General features: G+C 41.2%; 19 protein-coding genes. 14 read left to right on the top strand and 5 right to left on the bottom strand.

Translation table 11 applies throughout. The features are described from left to right. Nucleotides 1–46: 46 nt before the first annotated feature. On the bottom strand, nucleotides 47–772 hold the full coding sequence (locus WN948_RS03925; RefSeq protein ID WP_342305699.1) for a mechanosensitive ion channel family protein: 726 nt from the start codon (nucleotides 770–772) through the stop codon (nucleotides 47–49). A 44-nt stretch (nucleotides 773–816) separates the two neighbouring features. Here WN948_RS03925 and WN948_RS03920 point away from each other — a divergent pair, with 44 nt between their 5' ends. Then, on the top strand, nucleotides 817–1,761 hold the full coding sequence (locus tag WN948_RS03920) for an IS5 family transposase (RefSeq protein ID WP_342303665.1): 945 nt from the start codon (nucleotides 817–819) through the stop codon (nucleotides 1,759–1,761). A gap of 99 nt (nucleotides 1,762–1,860) precedes the next feature. Here the strand turns inward: WN948_RS03920 and WN948_RS03915 are convergent, their stop codons facing one another. Next, a complete protein-coding gene (locus WN948_RS03915) occupies nucleotides 1,861–2,079 on the bottom strand; it encodes a hypothetical protein (RefSeq protein WP_342305698.1) in 219 nt (72 codons plus the stop codon). A 285-nt stretch (nucleotides 2,080–2,364) separates the two neighbouring features. Between WN948_RS03915 and WN948_RS03910 the strand changes: the two genes are divergently transcribed. The 9 genes from WN948_RS03910 (at nucleotide 2,365) to ahbC (ending at nucleotide 13,125) form a co-directional block, all read left to right on the top strand. After that, on the top strand, nucleotides 2,365–3,840 hold the full coding sequence (locus tag WN948_RS03910; protein ID WP_342305696.1) for a DUF2193 domain-containing protein: 1,476 nt from the start codon (nucleotides 2,365–2,367) through the stop codon (nucleotides 3,838–3,840). A gap of 50 nt (nucleotides 3,841–3,890) precedes the next feature. Beyond that, on the top strand, nucleotides 3,891–4,640 hold the full coding sequence (locus WN948_RS03905) for an MIP/aquaporin family protein (RefSeq protein WP_342305695.1): 750 nt from the start codon (nucleotides 3,891–3,893) through the stop codon (nucleotides 4,638–4,640). 150 nt (nucleotides 4,641–4,790) lie between these two features. Then, nucleotides 4,791–5,471, top strand: a complete 681-nt coding sequence (locus WN948_RS03900) for a 4Fe-4S binding protein (protein ID WP_342305694.1) — start codon at nucleotides 4,791–4,793, stop codon at nucleotides 5,469–5,471. Nucleotides 5,472–5,824: 353 nt separating this feature from the next. Continuing rightward, the gene (locus WN948_RS03895) at nucleotides 5,825–8,059 is read left to right on the top strand and encodes an ATP-dependent DNA helicase (protein WP_342305693.1); all 2,235 of its coding nucleotides are present in this window, start codon (nucleotides 5,825–5,827) and stop codon (nucleotides 8,057–8,059) included. A 132-nt stretch (nucleotides 8,060–8,191) separates the two neighbouring features. Continuing rightward, nucleotides 8,192–9,469: a histidinol dehydrogenase gene (gene hisD, locus WN948_RS03890; protein WP_342305692.1), complete on the top strand. Its 1,278-nt coding sequence runs from the start codon at nucleotides 8,192–8,194 to the stop codon at nucleotides 9,467–9,469. A 103-nt stretch (nucleotides 9,470–9,572) separates the two neighbouring features. Next, nucleotides 9,573–9,971 carry a DUF1699 family protein gene (locus WN948_RS03885; RefSeq protein ID WP_342305691.1) on the top strand — a complete coding sequence of 133 codons (399 nt, stop codon included), beginning with the start codon at nucleotides 9,573–9,575 and terminating at the stop codon, nucleotides 9,969–9,971. A 252-nt stretch (nucleotides 9,972–10,223) separates the two neighbouring features. After that, nucleotides 10,224–10,991, top strand: a complete 768-nt coding sequence (cobA, locus tag WN948_RS03880; RefSeq protein ID WP_342306532.1) for a uroporphyrinogen-III C-methyltransferase — start codon at nucleotides 10,224–10,226, stop codon at nucleotides 10,989–10,991. A gap of 12 nt (nucleotides 10,992–11,003) precedes the next feature. Then, nucleotides 11,004–11,801, top strand: coding sequence for a uroporphyrinogen-III synthase (locus tag WN948_RS03875; RefSeq protein WP_342305690.1), 798 nt, complete (start codon nucleotides 11,004–11,006; stop codon nucleotides 11,799–11,801). Nucleotides 11,802–11,922: 121 nt separating this feature from the next. Next, on the top strand, nucleotides 11,923–13,125 hold the full coding sequence (gene ahbC / locus WN948_RS03870) for a 12,18-didecarboxysiroheme deacetylase (RefSeq protein WP_342305689.1): 1,203 nt from the start codon (nucleotides 11,923–11,925) through the stop codon (nucleotides 13,123–13,125). Between the two features lie 233 nt (nucleotides 13,126–13,358). Here the strand turns inward: ahbC and WN948_RS03865 are convergent, their stop codons facing one another. Genes WN948_RS03865 through WN948_RS03855 form a run of 3 tightly spaced genes read right to left on the bottom strand, consistent with a single transcriptional unit; the run spans nucleotide 13,359 to nucleotide 14,636 of the window. Next, nucleotides 13,359–13,709, bottom strand: coding sequence for a desulfoferrodoxin family protein (locus WN948_RS03865; RefSeq protein WP_342305688.1), 351 nt, complete (start codon nucleotides 13,707–13,709; stop codon nucleotides 13,359–13,361). 33 nt (nucleotides 13,710–13,742) lie between these two features. Next, nucleotides 13,743–14,255, bottom strand: coding sequence for a ferritin (locus WN948_RS03860; protein ID WP_342305687.1), 513 nt, complete (start codon nucleotides 14,253–14,255; stop codon nucleotides 13,743–13,745). Between the two features lie 30 nt (nucleotides 14,256–14,285). Beyond that, on the bottom strand, nucleotides 14,286–14,636 hold the full coding sequence (locus WN948_RS03855; RefSeq protein ID WP_342305686.1) for a DsrE family protein: 351 nt from the start codon (nucleotides 14,634–14,636) through the stop codon (nucleotides 14,286–14,288). A 510-nt stretch (nucleotides 14,637–15,146) separates the two neighbouring features. Here WN948_RS03855 and WN948_RS03850 point away from each other — a divergent pair. The 4 genes from WN948_RS03850 (at nucleotide 15,147) to WN948_RS03835 (ending at nucleotide 19,527) form a co-directional block, all read left to right on the top strand. Further along, on the top strand, nucleotides 15,147–17,738 hold the full coding sequence (locus WN948_RS03850) for a valine--tRNA ligase (protein ID WP_342305684.1): 2,592 nt from the start codon (nucleotides 15,147–15,149) through the stop codon (nucleotides 17,736–17,738). Nucleotides 17,739–17,899: 161 nt separating this feature from the next. Continuing rightward, entirely contained in the window at nucleotides 17,900–18,382 is a 483-nt protein-coding gene (locus WN948_RS03845) for an RNA-binding protein (protein WP_342305683.1), read from the top strand. A 129-nt stretch (nucleotides 18,383–18,511) separates the two neighbouring features. Continuing rightward, nucleotides 18,512–18,892 (top strand): cell division protein SepF, encoded by a 381-nt coding sequence (sepF, locus tag WN948_RS03840; protein ID WP_342305682.1) that lies wholly within the window; start codon nucleotides 18,512–18,514, stop codon nucleotides 18,890–18,892. After that, nucleotides 18,889–19,527, top strand: a complete 639-nt coding sequence (locus WN948_RS03835; RefSeq protein WP_342305681.1) for a ZPR1 zinc finger domain-containing protein — start codon at nucleotides 18,889–18,891, stop codon at nucleotides 19,525–19,527. Before sepF ends, WN948_RS03835 begins: the two co-directional genes overlap by 4 nt. Nucleotides 19,528–19,620 lie beyond the last annotated feature (93 nt).

The raw sequence follows: 19,620 nt of genomic DNA, 5'->3' as shown, positions 1-19,620 counted from the left end.
ACACATTTATTTTTCATTTTTGTTTTTCGAACACTTCAGTCTAATATTAGTTTGATTCCATATCCTTTTTGTAAACAATAGTGCGGTATGGGAATGGTATCTCAATACCTTCTACGTCGAATCTCTTTTTGATTGCTTCTCTTAAATCACAGCCATTATCGTATGCTATGTCTCTGTCTTCGACCCATATAAGTAGTCTGAGTATTACTGCAAAATCTCCCAGTTCCCTGACCCGGACACTTATAACATCTTCTTTTTTAATGTCTGGGTGATGATTCCTGAGCTGACTCAGGGTCATTACATTATTGTTCTTTCTGGCTTCGCAGACCATAATGTTCCTTGCTTTGTCAATATCAGAATCATAACTGATCCCAATATCAATTGGCCAGTTCACAGTAGGGTCTTCAATGGACCAGTTGATTATGGATTCCTCACTAATAACACTGTTTGGAATTATCAGTCTTCTGTTATCCCATGTTCTCACCACCGTATGCCGGAGTGTGATATCTGTTATTCTCCCGTACTCATCTCTGATTGTGACGAGATCTCCAACCCTGAAAGGGCGGAATGCCGCAAGTGAGATGCCGGATATGATATTTGAGAGTGTACTTTGGGCTGCAAGACCAAGAACGATACCCGCAAAACCTGCACTGGCAAAGAGCGTTATTGAAAGTGCTTCAAGTGATGGTATCATGTTTACGACAACAAGGATGCCAAGAATGTAGATACCAGCAACTGTAGAGGATTTCGATAAACTACCATCAATACTCATACAATTCAATAAAATTTAAATAATAGCAAAGCAAATTTACTATTATGGATTCTTTTACTGATTTTGCCTTAAATGAAGAATATAAGCGTCTCCAATCTGTCGGAGATAAGCTTGCTGAAATTGAATATTTAGTAGATTGGAAGCCTTTTCGCCCTATTCTGGAGTCAATGTACATAAACAGAACAGCTTCAGGCGGACGGCCTGAAGCTGATGTTATTGTAATGTTCAAGATGCTTGTTCTGCAACAATGGCATGGTCTTTCTGATGCTGAGCTTGAAAAGCAGTGTATTGACAGGATATCCTTTAGGAAATTCCTGGGATTTCCTGAATATGTACCAGACAGTACAACTGTCTGGTCATTCAGGAAGAGAATTATCGACAATGGTAAAGAAAAAGCGGTGTGGGATGAAATGCAGAATCAGCTTGATGCTCTTGGTTTGAAGATTAAAAAAGGAATGATCCAGGATGCAACTTTTATTCACTCAGATCCAGGACATGCAAAAGCAGATGTACTCAGAGGAAAAGATGCGAAAACAAGAAGAAGCAAAGATGGAACCTGGACTAAGAAAAATGGTAAATCTCACTTTGGATACAAACTTCATACAATTATTGATAAGGATTATGAACTAATCAGAAGATTTGAGACAACAACTGCATCACTTCACGATTCACAGGTTGATCTGTCTGAAAAGGGTGAAGTGGTGTATAGAGATAAAGGATATTTTGGAGCAATAGCAAAAGGTTTTGCAGCAACAATGCAACGAGCTGTAAGAGGACATCCTTTAGGAATAATGGATATCCTCAGAAATGAAAGAATAAGTGTGAAAAGAGTCCCTTGCGAAAGAGTGTATGCAGTGACAAAAGAAATATTTAAAACCAGAAAGGTTCTTGTTACAACTGTAGAAAGAGTGAATGCAAAAATGTTGATGACAGCTTTTTGTTTTAATCTGCATCAATTGAGGACACTAAAAACCAAAGGAGTAATTTAGGATAGCGGGAGCTATACTAAAAATAAGGATTAATGAAGAGAAATTAAACAAAATGATAAAAAATGAGAGGATATAATTGAGTTTGAATACTTTAATGATCTAAAATGAGGGAATATCGAAATCCTCTGTAGTATGTCTGACAACCCTGTAACTTGTCAGGTCCACATTCATTTTTTTGCTTACAATTTTGAACTGTCTGGAAAGGATGTGGTCAACAGACCTTGCAAAAAAAACAGTCAACAGTATTGTAAGTACGATCAAGGTTACATTCACAAGCTCCCATGTTATCCATGCTGGTATAGTTATCAGGTTTGCCATATTAACTCTTAAACATATTAGCAATTGAATAGATATGAGTTTATTGTCGTCACTTGCAACTTATTGTCAGCTTATATATGTTTCAAAAGGTTTATTTCGTATCACCTCTGAATATAATGTGGAGTGAACAAATCTTTCGGACAGGGAGTGTATGTTGGGTATGAGCCCGGGAGCATTAGCTATAGGTAAATAAAGGGCTTCTGTTCTTTTTTGTTTCTTTTTGATTTATTTTGTTACACCTCTGCCAGGTATACTTGTGCACTTTCAAGTAACTAAGGGGTCAATATGAACGAAATATATGATAAAATGGCAACAGAAGCCATGAATGCACAGAAAGCTGTTGTAAGCACTATAAACAAGAAACGAGGTACTGCATTTAAAGTTGAGGATGCAAAAGCATACGTGGATGCAGTAAATAAAATGAGACCAGAAGGTGCTCAATGCAAAGAAGTATTTGATTTGCACGTCAACTCGGTAAATACGCATTATGAGACACTTTCCGGCTTAACGGACAGTGTACGGCCGGAAGACGATCCTTACGTTGAACACTATCAGACACCACCTATATTGGATATCTTGTACGAGGAAGATCCTTCTTTCAGAGCCTCAGTAGAGAAATTCATTGAAAGGATAGGCAGATCTGAAGCTCTTATCGGCAAAGAATCAATTAGAAGATACGGAGGTTTCTATGGTCCGACCTGCGTGGTTGACTTTGCCTTTGTCCCTGGAAGCACGAGTAATGTGGTTAACAGAATATTGCAGAAAACAGATATTCCGGTAGATCACAAGCGTGCAATACTCTCTTCCAAATCATGGGGAATGAACACATCATATGGAGTAGGCGCCAAATTCCAGATGGCAATTGAGAATGGTAAGACTCCCACAGAGGCAATCAAAGAAGAGATTGAAATGCTGCAGATGGTCTACGACTCTCCTATATCGGCACAGGTCAAACTTATGGACGAAGCTGGTCACACATCATTCGATGTTAAGAAATATATGAACCAGTACAAGCAGAAGATGAAGCCTACTATCAAAGCTGCAATGGATGCCGATGTTTTCTATGGTAATATCGTAACAGTTCCTGCATATGGTGTGGGTGATGTTGCCCATCACATATCCCAGTCAATGTTCAACATGACAAAAGATGATGTCATCATGGAAGTTATCAATGCCGTAAGCGATGTAATGGAAGGAACCATGAAAAATGGTATGGGTAAGTTCAGGGATGAATATTCACCGCTTACCATTGCAACGGATGCTGCTGCAGCTGCAACGACAAAGATACTCTGGATGGATGGTTTCACGACAATGATGGTCATTGACCTGCTGGTCAAAAGGTTCCATAACCTTGTGCTCACCAATCCTACAAGGGGCGCCGCAGCTGAACTTCATAACGTTGACTTTATCGATCTTATTGAAAAGGGAGAACGTATCATTGACCACAAACCAAGGGGTATGGGTGGTGTTGTTCAGGGTATACCTGTTGACATGAGTCCGATCGAGAAGAATGAGGTCCTCAATAACCCTCAGCGTTATACTTATCCTGCATGTGCTATCACTGTGCGGTTCTCAGCACTTATGCGGCTGGCTGATTTCCCATGTTTGCTGACCAGTGAACCGGTCACAGCTACAATGCTGACCAATATTATAGCCCTGCATAAGACAGAGCCACATTCCCCAGCACGTACATGTAAGTTCTGCGCAGCCAACTACTTCGATTACAAGTGCAAGGACTGTAACTGGGCGGAGGCCGTTTGATTACAGATGTGCCTCCATGAGGCACATTTTGTTTTCAGGCAGGTGATTTTATGTCAGAACCGGGTCTATTTAAAAGATCCATAGCCGAACTAATCGGAACCTATGTGCTGGTATTTCTGGGAACCGGGTCCGTAGTAACTACTGTCCTGTTGATCCAGGGCGCAAGCCCCATTCCGGGCAACACTTTCAACGTAGGTATAGACATTGCCGCTTGGTTTGCAATAGGCATCTCTTTTGCCATAGCGATAATTGCCATGATATATGCTTTCGGTCACATATCGGGAACGCATATCAATCCGGCAGTTAGTATTGCATTGTGGGCAACCGGACGTTTCCCTGCAAAGGATATGTTTGGTTATATCGTTGCTCAGTTGATTGGTGCAAGTCTTGCATCGTTCACCATTGTTGCGATATTGGGTGCACGTGCAGTTGGAACTGGCCTTGGTGCAACGGCAATGTTTGATGGTGTTAGCTATGGCCAGGCTATACTTTGTGAAGCAGTTGCAACTTTTTTCCTGATGCTGACTATCATGGGCTCAGCAGTGGATAAAAGGGCACCTTCAGGTTTTGCAGGATTGGCAATCGGTCTTGTGGTCGCAGCAGACATTATTGTTGTGGGAAACATAACAGGTTCATCGCTTAATCCGGCCCGTACTTTCGGTCCGTATCTTGCGGAGTTTGTTATGGGAGGTTCGAATCTCTGGTGGCAGTTCCCGATATACATTATAGGGCCGATAGTTGGTGCTCTGGTTGCAGCTTTGCTTTATGATTATGTGTCAGGAGTAAAGGAGTTGGATTGATGGGAGCAGTTATCTGCTCTTTTTGTTTTCAAATATTATCACACAAGAAGTGTCTCTATAGAATTCCTCATTTTGATAAAAGCAATACATTAACATACTGAATCTTGAAAACAAAAGAATATTTCAATCAGATATACGTTAGCATGTATTGTGAAAATTGTCAATGATTTACTTTCCAATTCTGCCAAACGAAAGACAGTTGAAGCTTTCAGGTTAATCCTGCAATTGACAGGGCTGGCAATCTTTGTTTATTTTGGCAGCCAGTCCACAATATACGTTATACTTTTAAGTGTACCTTTGGCTTTGCTTTTTGGACCTGTTTATTGTGGTTGGATGTGCCCAAGAGGACTTTTCCAGGATATCTTTGCTAGGTTGGGGCGGAAGATTCTTGGCAAAAGATACAATACTGCAATTCCCAGAGAATTCCATCCCTGGTTGATATATTCCAGATATGTCCTTATGGTGTTTGTTCTTGTGATTTTGATCCTTTCAGAATTTGGTTTTCTTCCTGAGTCCACAGAAATTCTCGTACTTGAAGGACTGGTAGCCATAATGATAGTTTCAATACTGCTTTCATTTTTTGTGGATCGGGCAGCATGTAAGTATTTCTGCAAGGAGGGAGCTGTTGCCGGAATATTGAATCTTGTTAGTAGGGGGAAGGTCAGAAGGGATGCTTCCCTGTGTAATTCATGTGGCATTTGTGACAGGATTTGTCCCATGTGGATAGAAATTTCAAAAAAGGATATTGTGACAGAACATTCCTGCGTATGTTGCTTCAAGTGTATACAGTTTTGTCCGGTAAATGCACTCTATATCGATGAGTGTTTTTGACTTTTCACAACCATAAGGCAAAACCAAGTAGCAAAAGTAGGAATTATCAAAGCATCAGTGCCTCAATTCATTTTTTTGGAATTGTAATTACCCTGTGAAAAAATTGTTATTCTCTGATTAAACTGTTTTTCAGGGGAGGAAGCTACAGTAAACACAAAGGAGATGATTGTGTTTATTCCAGATTGCGCATTTTGGAAGAATTTTCTTTTAAATATTTATGTCGATCAAATCAAGAACATGTAATGTCGGAGAAACAAGCTTATTATTTCTAGATAACAACAATTTGATATTTTTTGATCTATGCTTAAGTTAGGGTAATTTTATAAGATATTTAATCCTTTAATTCCGATGCTATGAAAATTGAATCATTGGACCTGCCAGGTGAAGTTATCCGTTTCTACCTTGATTCTGGCATAGAAGAACTCTATCCCCCTCAGGCAGAAGCCATTGAAAAAGGATTACTTGATGGCAATAATCTGCTTGCGGCAATTCCAACGGCTTCTGGAAAGACTTTACTTGCCGAACTTGCAATGCTAAAATCTATAGCAAACGGAGGCAAAGCCTTATACATTGTTCCACTGCGGGCTCTGGCAAGTGAAAAATTCGACCGTTTCCGGCAATTCTCATCCATCGGGTTGAAGGACGGTGGAGTAAAGGTTGGTATATCTACAGGTGATTTTGAATCCCGGGATGAGTGGCTCGGTTCCAATGATATTATTGTTGCAACATCTGAAAAGACCGATTCCCTACTGCGTAATGAAACTTCCTGGATGCAGGAGATAACCACCATCGTTGTAGATGAAGTCCACCTGCTTGATTCGGCCAATAGAGGTCCCACTCTGGAAGTTACCCTCACCAAACTCATGAAACTCAATCCTGGATGCCAGATAATTGCTCTTTCGGCAACAGTGGGAAATGCCTACGAGGTTGCAGACTGGCTGAAGGCAAAGCTTGTGCTCAGTGAATGGCGTCCAACCGACCTGCATGAAGGTGTTTACTACGGCGGTAATATCAATTTCAGGAGTTCACAGAAACGTATTGAACCCAGGTCTGCGGACGATGCTGTCAACATACTGCTGGACACGTTGCATGATGGGGGGCAATGTCTTGTCTTTGAAAGCAGCCGTAAGAATTGTGTTTCATTTGCTAAAAGGGCAGGTGCAAAGGTTTCCGAGACTCTCGATAAACCCACACGTAATTTACTGGATGAACTTGTTGAACAGATAATCGAAAGTGGTGAGACGGAGGCATCAAACGTATTGGCACAATGTGTAAGAAATGGATCCGCATTTCACCATGCAGGACTCAACTCAGCACATCGTAAAATTGTGGAAGATGGTTTCAAGGCCAACAAAATCAAGATGATATGCAGCACTCCTACCCTTGCAGCAGGCCTGAACCTTCCGGCAAGAAGGGTAATTGTCAAAAGTTACAGACGCTATGATCCTAACTATGGCATGCAGCCAATACCGGTTCTGGACTACAAACAGATGGCAGGCAGAGCAGGCAGACCACACCTTGATCCTTATGGTGAGTCCGTCCTTATCGCAAGGTCATATGACGAAATGGCAGGGCTTTTTGACAACTATATCGATGCAGGTGCCGAGGACATCTGGTCCAAGCTTGGAACAGAGAATGCCTTGAGGACTCATATCCTTTCAACCATCGTGAACGGTTTTGCAACTACAAGGGACGGACTTATGGAGTTCATTGAAGCTACGTTCTTTGCCCACCAGAATGATACATGGGGCATTGTGGAAGTGGTTGACGAATGTCTCGACTTCCTGAGGGACAAAAGGATGCTTGAAGGTGATGACACTTTATTGCCCACGGTCCTTGGAAGACTTGTATCTACTCTTTACATCGACCCACTTTCAGGTGCTTATATCGTTGACGGATTGAAGAAAGCAGAGCATATCACAGACCTGACTCTCTTGCATCTTATCTGCAAGACACCTGATATGCGTCAACTCTACATGAGGTCCAATGATTATGAGATAATCAATGATTTTGTCATGGCTCATAGTGAAGAATTCGCAGAGATTCCTCCCCGTTCAAAGGAAATAGATTATGATTGGTTCCTTGGTGAAGTAAAAACTGCTCTTTTGATACTTGACTGGATAGGTGAGAAATCACTTGATCAGATTACCAAGAAATTCAATGTTGGTGAAGGTGATGTACATGCATTTGCAGATATTGCCAAGTGGTTGATGCATTCCGCTTCAAGGCTTGCAGGTCTCATTGCTTCTGAACTGGACAATGATGCTGCCGGCAGAGCTGTGATGCTGGAAAAGAGAATACATTACGGTGCTTCGCCTGAGCTTATCCAACTTGTCAGTATACGGGGTATTGGACGTGTACGTGCCCGCAAGCTCTATGACAATGGTCTTAAGAGTATAGCTGACATACGAAACTCTAATCTGAATACGGTCTCTGGTCTCATTGGTCAAAAGACAGCAGCAAAGCTATTTAGCGAGATAGGCATTCACCTGACACTCAGTTCCGCAGAATTAGGGACTATAAGCTCAAAGACCATGGGTTCATTAATGGAAAATGAGCAGAGGACTTTCAGCGATTTTGAAAAATAAGTTTTAATTCTGTTTGGAGTGTTATGTTTTAAGCATTATATATGATGAACAGGTATATGCATCAGGAAATAATCATAATCATTTACTATATTTATAACTAGCAATTTTACATATCCATTCCGGGGAAATATCATGCTTTACAAGAAACTATCCGAACTTACCGATGAAGAAAAAGGAAAAATAATTGGTCGTGGTGGAGAACTTGCAGATGTTGGCGCTACGGTTGCTTCTATCCTTAAAGATGTAAGGCAGAATGGTGACGCAGCCCTGCGTGAGTATACTCAGAAATTTGATGGTGCTGATATTGAAGCTATCGAAGTTTCAAAGGAAGAGATCGATGAGGCTGCAAAAAGTGTAGATCCTGCTCTTCTGAAGCATCTTGAATTCGCTGCCGGTAATATAAGGAAGTTCCATGAAGCACAGATGCCGCAAAAAGTATGGTTCATTGAGCTTTCACCAGGTATTGAACTTGGACAGAAGGTCACACCTCTTGAAAGCGTAGGTGCCTATGTTCCAGGTGGAAGAGCCTCATATCCTTCTACCGCCCTTATGACAATAGTTCCCGCAAAGGTTGCAGGTGTCAAAAATATTATAATGTGCACTCCTCCGGGCAAGGACGGAAAGATAACTCCTCTTACACTTGCGGCAGCAAAGATAGCTGGTGCAGACCATGTTTATAGGATAGGCGGTGTGCAGGCAGTTGCCGGTATGGCATACGGTACGGAAAGTGTGCTGAAAGTTGACAAGATAGTAGGTCCTGGTAATGTTTTTGTAACTGCGGCAAAGATGCAGGTAAGGGATATGGCAGAGATCGATTTCCCTGCTGGTCCAAGTGAAGTTCTCATCATCGCTGATGATTCCTGTAATGCCAGGATGGCAGCGTCAGATATGATCGCTCAGGCGGAGCATGATCCTAATTCTGTGTCTGTTATTGTAACGACTTCTGAAAAGCTTGCAGAAGATGTAAGATGTGAAGTCATTAAACAGGCAAAGGAAACTCTCAGGACCGAGATAGTTAACACTTCCCTTGAAAACGCCGCAGTATTGGTAGCTGATTCCATGGATGAATGTATCGCATTTTCCAATGAGTTTGCCCCAGAGCACCTTGAAATAATGGTTGAAGATTCAGATGCTGTTCTTGAGAGTATAGAGCATGCAGGTTCCATATTTGTAGGAAACTATTCTCCGGTTCCTGTGGGTGACTATGCATCCGGTACCAACCATGTATTACCTACGGCAGGTTATGCAAGGATCTATTCTGGCCTGAACCTTGCTCATTTTATGAAATCTTCAAGCATACAGAAAATAAGTAAGCAGGGACTTGAAACTTTAAAAGATTCTGTTATTTCGATTGCCGAAAAAGAGGGTCTGAAGGCGCATGCAGATTCTGTTCGGGCTAGATTTGAATAATATACCCTTCTATTTTTTTCTACGATAAATCGGTAATTATTTAATAGGTGAGTACATACATTATTTTAATAAGTTCTCTACTAACGGGAGGTGAGGGAGTCTCATGAAAATAAGAGTTGTAAGTTCGCGAGAAGAAATACCGCAGTTAAATCCGGCTGAAAAGGTAATTCATCTTGCTTTCAGACCATCGAACAAGGATATTTTTTTACTGGTCCAGACATGTCCAAAAGTGGAAGTCATCCAGATTCCTAGTTCTTACAGGCGCACAGTTTCAAAGTCCATTGAGATGTTCATGACAATGCAGGACATCAAGCTCGTTGAGGGTGATGTATGGGGTCACAGGAAAGATATCAACGAATACTATAGTATCGCTCCTGCATTACTTGATAAGATCAAAGAGCTTAAATCAGAAGGCATGTCTGATGAAAACATAGTGAATAAATTGGAACGCGAAGGGAAATTGAACAGGGAAATGCTGTTCTACATATTGAGCAAAAAATAACATTTCAAAATTTAGGATAAAGTGCGGTATCGAATGATACGCACTTTATTTGTATTTAGTTAAGGTTTACTTTTTGTTTTAAGATTCTTTTTGATCCGTTTTAGTGTGTTAACTGTGTTATTAATATTATGCATTTCATATTTTTCTTCGAATTATAAAGTTGCCTTGTTTTCATATGTCTTCGAGACGATGCATATTTATAACTTGGTAAGTTCATTACCATCTAAAAAAGATATACAGGATTTCATTAACATGGCCCAGAAATATGGTAAAGTCTATTTGGTTGGTTCAGGCCCGGGTGATCCGGAACTATTAACGCTCAAAGCACGCAGGCTTCTTGATACTGCTGAAGTTGTTGTATATGACCAGCTTCCTGGCAAAGCTATAATCGATTCTATATCTGCCAATGCTGAAAAGATAGATGCAGGTAAACATGCAGGGGAGCATACGCTCACTCAAGATGAGATTAATGCTCTTATTGTCCGCAAAGCAAAGGAAGGAAAGGATGTAGTTCGTCTGAAGGGTGGTGACCCCTACATGTTCGGTCGTGGAGGGGAGGAAGCTCAGGAACTTATTGCTGAGGGTATTGGATTTGAGGTTGTACCTGGCATAACATCAGCTGTTTCTGCTCCTGCTTATGCAGGCATACCTGTAACTCACAGGGACCATGCTTCTATGGTCACTTTCATTACAGGGCATGAGGATCCTACCAAAGAGGAAAGTGCTCTTGATTGGGAAACACTTGCAAAATTCGATGGAACAATTGTAATTTTCATGGGTGTGAAAATGCTTGGCAGAAATGTCGGGGAACTTATGAAATACGGCAAGGATCCAAAGACTCCTGTTGCTCTTATAGAAAGAGGTACAAGACCTGATCAGCGCGTGACCACAGGTGTCCTTGATAATATTGCTGAGATTGCAAAAGAGAGAGGTGTAAAAGCACCTGCTATCACGGTAGTGGGAAGCGTTGTTACACTTCACGATATACTTGGTGAACAGACTTCAGGCAGCTTAGAATAGAAGGTATTTCCTATGGCAGAACAACTCAAAAGGCCGGTATTGGCAATAATGAGGCCGCAGCGTTATCTGGAAGAGTCTACTAAGCTTGCAGATTCCATGGGTTTTGAACCATTGGCAGTTCCTATGATAGAACTGGCCGATATGAAGGATGAATACTTCGATGGTTTTGTTGAAAGAGTTCTTTCTGGTATTTCTGATTATGTTATCATTACCAGTGCCAATGGTATTGATTTTACTCTCGGGAAAATTCCATCGGATGGCCAGGATAAGTTCATTGAGGCACTAAATGCTACCAAGGTCATAGCCATTGGCCCAACGACCCGTAAATCACTGGAGGATCTGGGTATAAATGTAATTGGAATGCCTGGTGTTTACAGTTCAGAAGGGCTTGTGGAATTCCTCTGTCCTGATATAAAAGGGAAAGTTATTGATACAGCAAGAAGTTTCTATGGTTCTTCCCTTCTCATCGAAGGTCTGAAAGAATGCAGTGCTGAAGTGCATGAGACTAAAGTATACACGCTCACCAAACCACAGGGTACTGAGCAGGATGATTTTATTCGCAGGGTTCTTGATGGCGATATTGACGTGTTTGCATTCACAAGTTCTATGATGGTGCGCAATTTCTTTGAGGATGCTGTAAGCCGGGCTACAAAAGAAGAAGTTATCAGTATTATGAATAATTCCATTGTTGCAGCTATAGGTATACCCACAGCACAAACAATTGAAAGTTATGGGGTGAAGGTTTCAGTTACTCCCGGTAAATTCACATTTGAAGATATTCTTAAGAAAGTTCTGGAACTGCTTAATTAAGTATTTCCTGAACATTCCTGTTTTTTGTTTCAGTCACCATAGGTGTAATATAGGATGATGTTATAGAGTTCGCACATATTAGAACGATCTTCTTTTATTCTTCTATTTCGGAGTCCTGATCATGATAGGTATTTCAAAACTTTATTGCAGAACCGTCGAACCCTCGGATGCGCTTCGCTATGGGCGCGACTCTAAAAAACTCCCGTCTCATTTGCTTCAATTCTCAAAGGATAAGAAGCCAGTTGTAGTATGGAATGTTACTCAGCGATGCAATCTTCGCTGCGTTCATTGCTATGCACATTCCAAGAATATTGATTACAAAAATGAGCTTAGCACCGAAGAAGGCAAAGCTCTCATCGACGACCTTGCTGAGTTTGGCTGTCCTGTGATATTGTTTTCAGGAGGTGAACCTCTCATGAGGAAAGACCTTCCTGAACTGGCAGAATATGCAACCTCAAAGGGTATACGTGCAGTAGTATCTACCAACGGAACACTGATCACAGAAGATATGGCCCGGACCCTCAAGGAAATAGGGCTTTCTTATGTCGGCATATCTCTTGATGGGATGCGTGAAACCAATGACAGTTTCCGTGGGATTGAAGGTTCTTTTGACAAGGCAATGCAGGGTCTTCATAACTGTCAGAAACAAGGTATAAAAGTAGGCTTGCGGTTTACCATCAATCGTCATAATGTTCATGATATTCCGGCAATATTTGACCTGATGGAGCGGGAGAATATCCCTCGTATATGTTTCTATCATCTTGTTTATTCAGGCCGTGGTTCGGAAATGATAAACGAGGACCTCTCCCTTGAGGAAAGTCGTAAGACTGTGGATATGTTGATAGATAAGACAAGGGATCTCCACAGCAAAGGTAAAATGGTGGAAGTATTGACAGTTGATAATCACTGTGATGGTCCTTACATTTACCTGCGTCTTCTGAAAGAGGATCCGGAAAGAGCCGCAGAGGTTCTAGAGCTTCTGAACATGAATCGGGGTAATTCAACAGGAATTGGTTTTGGCTGTGTTTCATGGGATGGTTCAGTTCACCCTGATCAGTTCTGGAGGCATTACTCCTTTGGAAATGTCAGGGACCGTAAGTTCAGTGAAATATGGGGGGATACCAATGACAAGCTTATGGCAGGGCTCAAGGATCGTAAACCTTTGATCAAGGAGAATGCTGACAGGTGTGCCTCATGCAAGTGGTTTGATGTATGCAATGGTAATTTCCGCGTACGTGCCGAGTCTGTTTATGGTAATATTTGGGCAGATGATCCTGCATGTTACCTGAGCAATGAAGAGATCGGTTACGACGATTCCCTCTGATCGTTCTTTTTTTTAATTATGCATATTCGGAATCAGGTAATCCGCTAATATATAAGCCATGATTAGCATAATAATGGCAAGGAATGCAAATTTAAATATAAGCTTTACAAGCATACTGTCACCTCTTAACCTTCATATCTTTGAAAGAAACTTCCACGTAAGGGTGGGGATGAGCAGGTATAAAAAAGATGTGGCAACGGATGCCACAAATTACATATTTTTTATTGATGTGTTCAGACTTCTACGCAGTTTTGCCAGACTCCGTGAACATTACAGTATTCAAGAGCACAGAATGCCTTGAAATTATCGATGTTGTTCACGTGGAAGGTTGCAACCGGGTCGGTGTGGACTGGTTCAAAGGTCATTTTTCCGAAGTTAATTGTTTTTCCTTCTTTTGTAATGCCGTAGAGTTCAACCCATTCGATGTGATGTTCCACTGTGTTTGGGTGTGGAATTTCCTTTCCTACGACCACGCGTACAAAGTCAGCTTTTGTCTGTCCATGTCCTCTGATCATCTCTATTTCAGGAACATGTTTCTCTTTACCTTCAACTTCCTTTCCTTTCAGTATTTCCCCGAATTCCATATTTTCACCTTTTGTATATTATGTAATTATTGCTCATTCTCCTTTAGCAGGTGAATTGAACGTTCTTGCTTCAAGTTCCTTGTCGATCATGAAAAGGCCATTTCCATCCTTGCCTACGAGCTTGAGCTTTGCTATCATTTCATTGTCATTTGCTTCTTCCTCTATCTGTTCAGTGACGAACCACTGGAGGAATATCTGGGTTGCATAATCCTTTTCCTTATTTGCAAGGTCTACAAGTCCATGTATTGACTTCGTAATGAATTGTTCATGCTTCAATGTTGCCTCAAACATCTCTAATGGAGTTCCAAAGGTGCCAGGTGGTTTTTCGATAGCATCAAGAACTATTTTTTCACCCTGATCATTAACGTAGCCATATATCTTCATGGCATGACTCATCTCTTCATGATACTGGACCATGAACCAGTTGGCAAAACCATTAAGTCCTACGTAGGTACAGTGTGCTGACATGTCCATGTAAAGAAATGCAGAGTACATTTCCTTATTGATCTGCCCGTTAAGGGCTTCTGTCATCTTTTCGCTTATCATTTCTTCTCTCCATTCTTTGTTATTTGATAATCAGAATACTACTATCTCGTAGCCTTCATCCATATATCGTGCCATGCTCGGATGTCCAAACATTTCATCGCATAATGTGAGATTCTGTTGCTTTACACTTTCAAGGCTCTCCATTTTTGCTGCACAAGCTCTGCATACACAGTCTATCAATCCTGCTTCCTTTGCTTTTACATAAAGGTTTATAAAAGGTCTTTTTTCATCTTCTGCCTCTTTAATGAGGCGTGTTGCAGGACCTTCTATTATCATTTTGACATCATAGCCTTTCTCTTTCATATCAAGTGTATTCATCAAAGCATGGATGAAACATATTTCCTCTCCGTTAAATACAAAAAGAGCTATCTTTCTGGACATAAGACCACCTTATCTGACATTTATTCGCCTCCGCTTCCCCTTTCTAAAATGGTATAGATTTCTATAAAGTGTTTTCGGTTTCCTGATATTTTTATTCAAAATGCGAAGGTACTGTGTTCTGGTTATTCTATTTAACAGAGAACAAAATAGTAAAGTTGATATACTAAATTCTCTTCACATGATGTGGCTTGTCCTCTGCATGCAGCTGGTCAAAGAATAGGGCATATGTTCCAGACGGTATCATCACCCACTTGTCAAGGAAATGTTTGCTTTCAATCGTACATTGATGACCTTTTGTCCAGTCGGGATTTTCTGCAAGATATCTTTGTTGTGCAGGGACAAACCTCTTTTGAAAACATGCGTTATTTACGTTTTTTATTTTATGTTTCTTATCCTTTCTAAACGTTTGAGCATCTTCGTTTCTAACCAGATAATTTAAATAATCTAACACCACTTAGGATAAAAAACACAATCAATACATTAATTGATTATACTTATCGGAGAGTCACAATGACCGTCCCAAAAGAATATGACCCACACATTATAGAGCCTAAATGGCGTGATTCATGGAATATGTCCATGTATCATTTTGACTGGAAAGATGAAAGCAGGCCCCAGTTCATAATTGACACGCCACCACCATATCCGACGGGAAATTTCCATATCGGTAATTCCCTTAACTGGTGTTACATCGATTTTGTTGCAAGATACAAACGAATGTGTGGATATAATGTAATGTTCCCTCAGGGATGGGACTGCCACGGTCTTCCTACTGAAGTGAAAGTCGAAGAGATCCATGGTATCACAAAGAACGAGGTTCCAAGAGAAGAGTTCAGGAACATGTGTCGTGAACTAACAGTTGGGAACATCGAAAAAATGAGGAACACAATGCTAAACCTCGGTTTCTCAACTGACTGGAGCAATGAATTTGTGACAATGGAGCCTGAATACTATTCCAAGACCCAGATGTCTTTCAGAAAGATGTATGATATGGACCGTCTCTACCAGTCGGAACACCCTGTAAACTGGTGTCCAAGATGTGAAACGGCAATTGCTTTTGCAGAAGTAGAGTACGATTCAAGGGAAACGAAACTCAATTACCTGCATTTTGATAATCTTGAGATCGCAACCAGCAGACCGGAATTACTCGCAGCCTGCGTCGCGGTTGCCATCAATCCTGAAGACGAACGCTATAAGGGATATCTCGATTCAACTGTCAAAGTACCTCTTTTCGGTCATGAGGTCAAGGTCATTGGTGACAAGGATGTAGATCCTGAATTTGGTACCGGTGCAGTTATGATCTGTACTTTTGGTGATAAGCAGGATGTCAGATGGTGGCTGGAGCACAGTCTGCCACTGCGCAAGGCCATTGACAAGAGTGGTCTTATGACTGAGATTGCCGGCAAGTACAAGGGTATGTCGATTCCTGAATGTAAGAAAGCTATCATTGAAGACCTTGAAAAAGAAGGTTATCTCTTTGAGCAGAAACCACTTGAACAGAATGTCGGAATGTGCTGGAGATGCAGCACTCCTATTGAGATTCTTTCCGAACGCCAGTGGTTCATTAAGATAGATACTGATGAGGTGTCAAAGGCATCAAATGAGATTGAGTGGCTGCCTGAATATATGAAGGTCAGGCTTGATAACTGGACAAACACAATGGAGTGGGACTGGTGTATATCCCGTCAGAGGCTTTTCGCAACACCAATACCTGTATGGTACTGCAAGCATTGTAATGAGGTAATGGTTGCAAAGGAAGAATGGATGCCTATTGATCCTACACAGCAGCAACCATCTGAAGCCTGTAAATGTGGTAGCACTGAGTTTGAGGCTGAAGAGGATGTTCTGGATACATGGATGGATTCATCTATCACAGCACTTCATGTTTCAGGCTGGCTCACGGACCACGAAATGAGACTGCCTGCACAACTTCGCCCACAGGGTCATGATATTATCAGAACATGGGCATTCTATTCCATATTACGTTCCATGGCTATCACAGGCAAAAAACCGTGGGATGCTATCCTGGTTAACGGTATGGTGCTTGGTGAAGACGGTCACAAGATGAGTAAATCACTTGGTAATGTCATAGCTCCCGAAGAAGTGATCAAGGATTACAGTGCTGATTCATTCAGGCAATGGGCTGCAATTGGTGGATCACCAGGATCTGATGTGATGTTTCGCTGGAAAGATGTTGTTTCAGCATCAAGGTTCTTCACAAAGATGTGGAGTATCTACAGGTTCAGCATGTCTCACCTTGAAGATTATGAGCACTGCGATATTGATGTTTCAGAGTTGAAGATAGTTGACAAATGGCTTCTGAGCAATCTCAACAGACTTATTATGTCAGTTACAAAGTCCATGGAGACCTATCAGTTTGATGAGGCATTCAAAGCTGTCAGAGGTTTTACATGGGATGTCCTTGCAGACAATTACATCGAGCTTGTAAAAGCACGTCTTTATGGTGAAGATGAATCTGGAAAGCAGGCTGCAAGATACACATTATATACTGCAGTTGATGCTCTTTCCCGTTTGCTTGCGCCATTTGCTCCGTTCTTTGCAGAGGAAATGTTCTCTCGCATAGGCGATGGCAGTGTGCATGTTATGGCCTGGCCTAAAGCCTGCGAGTCCATGATAGATGCTGAAATTGAGCAGTCCGGTGAATTCATAAAGGATGTTGCAAGCAGTGTAAGGAGATACAAATCCGAGCACGGTATGGCACTCAATGCTCCTCTTGCTAAAATAGAGATATATGGAAGTCTTGCAGACATCACTGATGTTCTGGGCGCTACGAATTCTCCGGTAGAGGTCATTGCGGGAGATCCTGATTTTGAGCATGTTCCTGTGAACGTCAAACCTAATATGGGTGTAATCGGTCCTAAATTCAGGGGACAGGCAAAGGATATAATCAATGCACTAATTGAAGAGAATCCCCGGAAGATTGCTGATGAGATCGCAAAAGGAAAGATAACTGTAAAAGTTAACGGCGATATTCTTGAACTTGAACCCGGATGTGTTGAGATAGAGAAAGAAGTTGTCTCAGCAGGAAGGGCAGTTGATGTTCTTGATATCAGCGGGGTTCCTGTAGTCATTGTGAGATAAGGTTCTTATGGGTGCAGTATGTGGGCTCTGCCCGCATAAACTTTAAAAGCATCCATTACTTATTTTACCAATGTAACTACCTTGGAAATAATGCAGGGTAATACTATCAGGATAGTACTATTAATAATCAAATAATATTTATCTGCTTGACAGGTGATTAGTTGAAAATAAAATCCAGGGTACAGCTAAGAAAATCAGCAAAGAATCAACTTCTGAGCGATATCACTTCTATCTTTGGTGAAGCGGTAAAGAAGCTTGAAAAGAGCAAGTTTGAAACGGCAAACATAGAGGATCTGTCGCTTGTACTTGTTGACGGGGAGCCGCTGTTGTTCCAGATAAATGGCTTTTACTTCCCTACTGTAAAAGGAGTCCTGAATCTTGGTCTGACCAAAAACGTGGTAAAAGTTGATTCCGGTGCCGTTCGTTTTGTTGTAAACGGCGCTGACATCATGTGCCCGGGAATTGTTGATGCTGACTCTGATATAGGTGAAAATGATCCTGTTATCATAATTGAAGAGGCTCATGGCAAACCTCTTGCCATTGGCACAGCTTTGATGCCAGGTGCTGATATGGTTGGAAATAAGGGTAAAGCCGTAAGGTCCATACATTACGTGGGTGATAAGCTCTGGAATCTGGACATCTGAAAGAAATAATTAAAATAGGATGAGTTTTAATATAAATAGCAGCAACAGTTTATATTAACAGTCCGGTAACATTTTAAGTAGTAGTGATATTATTATATAACAATGTTTTTGAATACATGAGGGCGAATTATGGCAAATATCGTGAACAAATTATTTGGTAGCAGCAGCAAAAGCTCAACCACTGAGGATGAATATACAGAACTTGACCTCACTAAGTATGAAGAGGTAATGGATGATGAACCTGCAGAGACCTATATACGGGTTGCAGAGCTCACAAACCTCAATGAGCTGACCTCACTCAAAAAAGAAATCTATGACGGTAATATTGTAATGATAGATATATCCAACATCAAAGTGGACAAGTTATTGCTTGACCGTGCTTTGAAGGATCTCAAAGAGGTCGTAATGGATGTTCATGGTGACATTGCCGGCATCAAGGAAGACCAGGTCCTGGTAACACCGATGGGTATCAAGATCGACAGGTCAAAGTTAACTGGTGGAAGATATTGAACGGTGGAGAATCCTGTCAGAGTTTTGAAACGAGAACGTCATGTCCTCTTTGCCATGAAGATTTGATAATCAAGTGGCAGAGCGACGATATACCTTATTTTGGTGAGGTGATGCACATTACTGCATTATGTAAATGCAGTTTCAGATTTGCTGATACCTTAATTCTTTCACAGAAAGAGCCAATGAGGTATGTGTTGAAGGTAGAGGGTCTTGAGGATCTCAATAGCAGGGTAGTACGTTCCACTTCTGGTACCATTCGTATACCTGAACTTGGGATTGACGTGGAACCCGGTTCAATTTCAGATTCTTTTATCACAAACATTGAAGGGGTTCTTGACCGGATCTACAATGTGGTCGTCACTGCTACCAAATGGTCTGTGGATGATGAAGAGAAACATTCCCGTGGACTTGAGATTCAAAAAACACTTGAAGAGGTAATTGAGGGCAAAGGATTTCTTACTGTTATAATCGAGGATCCTTTCGGCAATAGTGCTATTATTTCTGACAAGGCTAAATCCTATGCACTTTCTCCAGAAGATTCTGAACAACTTAAGACTGGGATGATAGTCTTTGATATGGATTCTTCAGAGATGGAACTTGATGCCTCCGACTCTGAGCATCAGTTAAAGGAATGATATTTCATTCCTGATCATTTTTTACTTTGACATATCGTTGTGTCGAATTCGCTGTTACTTATTTGATCCTGTGTTATACTTTTATGTTTATTT

Origin of the sequence: Methanolobus sp. ZRKC5 (assembly GCF_038446525.1) — an archaeon.
Classification (GTDB): Archaea; Halobacteriota; Methanosarcinia; order Methanosarcinales; family Methanosarcinaceae; genus Methanolobus.
The sequence above is the reverse complement of the archived record's forward strand: the minus strand, read 5'-3'. Positions and strand labels throughout refer to the sequence as shown.

Coding starts and splice junctions, on each gene's coding strand:
- WN948_RS03860 (WP_342305687.1), bottom strand. CDS start 14,255: ATGATAAGCGAAAAGATGACAGAAGCCCTTAACGGGCAGATCAATAAG.
- WN948_RS03910 (WP_342305696.1), top strand. CDS start 2,365: ATGAACGAAATATATGATAAAATGGCAACAGAAGCCATGAATGCACAG.
- hisD (WP_342305692.1), top strand. CDS start 8,192: ATGCTTTACAAGAAACTATCCGAACTTACCGATGAAGAAAAAGGAAAA.
- WN948_RS03885 (WP_342305691.1), top strand. CDS start 9,573: ATGAAAATAAGAGTTGTAAGTTCGCGAGAAGAAATACCGCAGTTAAAT.
- WN948_RS03855 (WP_342305686.1), bottom strand. CDS start 14,636: ATGTCCAGAAAGATAGCTCTTTTTGTATTTAACGGAGAGGAAATATGT.
- sepF (WP_342305682.1), top strand. CDS start 18,512: ATGGCAAATATCGTGAACAAATTATTTGGTAGCAGCAGCAAAAGCTCA.
- WN948_RS03865 (WP_342305688.1), bottom strand. CDS start 13,709: ATGGAATTCGGGGAAATACTGAAAGGAAAGGAAGTTGAAGGTAAAGAG.
- WN948_RS03875 (WP_342305690.1), top strand. CDS start 11,004: ATGGCAGAACAACTCAAAAGGCCGGTATTGGCAATAATGAGGCCGCAG.
- cobA (WP_342306532.1), top strand. CDS start 10,224: ATGGCCCAGAAATATGGTAAAGTCTATTTGGTTGGTTCAGGCCCGGGT.
- WN948_RS03905 (WP_342305695.1), top strand. CDS start 3,891: ATGTCAGAACCGGGTCTATTTAAAAGATCCATAGCCGAACTAATCGGA.
- WN948_RS03925 (WP_342305699.1), bottom strand. CDS start 772: ATGAGTATTGATGGTAGTTTATCGAAATCCTCTACAGTTGCTGGTATC.
- WN948_RS03920 (WP_342303665.1), top strand. CDS start 817: ATGGATTCTTTTACTGATTTTGCCTTAAATGAAGAATATAAGCGTCTC.
- ahbC (WP_342305689.1), top strand. CDS start 11,923: ATGATAGGTATTTCAAAACTTTATTGCAGAACCGTCGAACCCTCGGAT.
- WN948_RS03850 (WP_342305684.1), top strand. CDS start 15,147: ATGACCGTCCCAAAAGAATATGACCCACACATTATAGAGCCTAAATGG.
- WN948_RS03895 (WP_342305693.1), top strand. CDS start 5,825: ATGAAAATTGAATCATTGGACCTGCCAGGTGAAGTTATCCGTTTCTAC.
- WN948_RS03915 (WP_342305698.1), bottom strand. CDS start 2,079: ATGGCAAACCTGATAACTATACCAGCATGGATAACATGGGAGCTTGTG.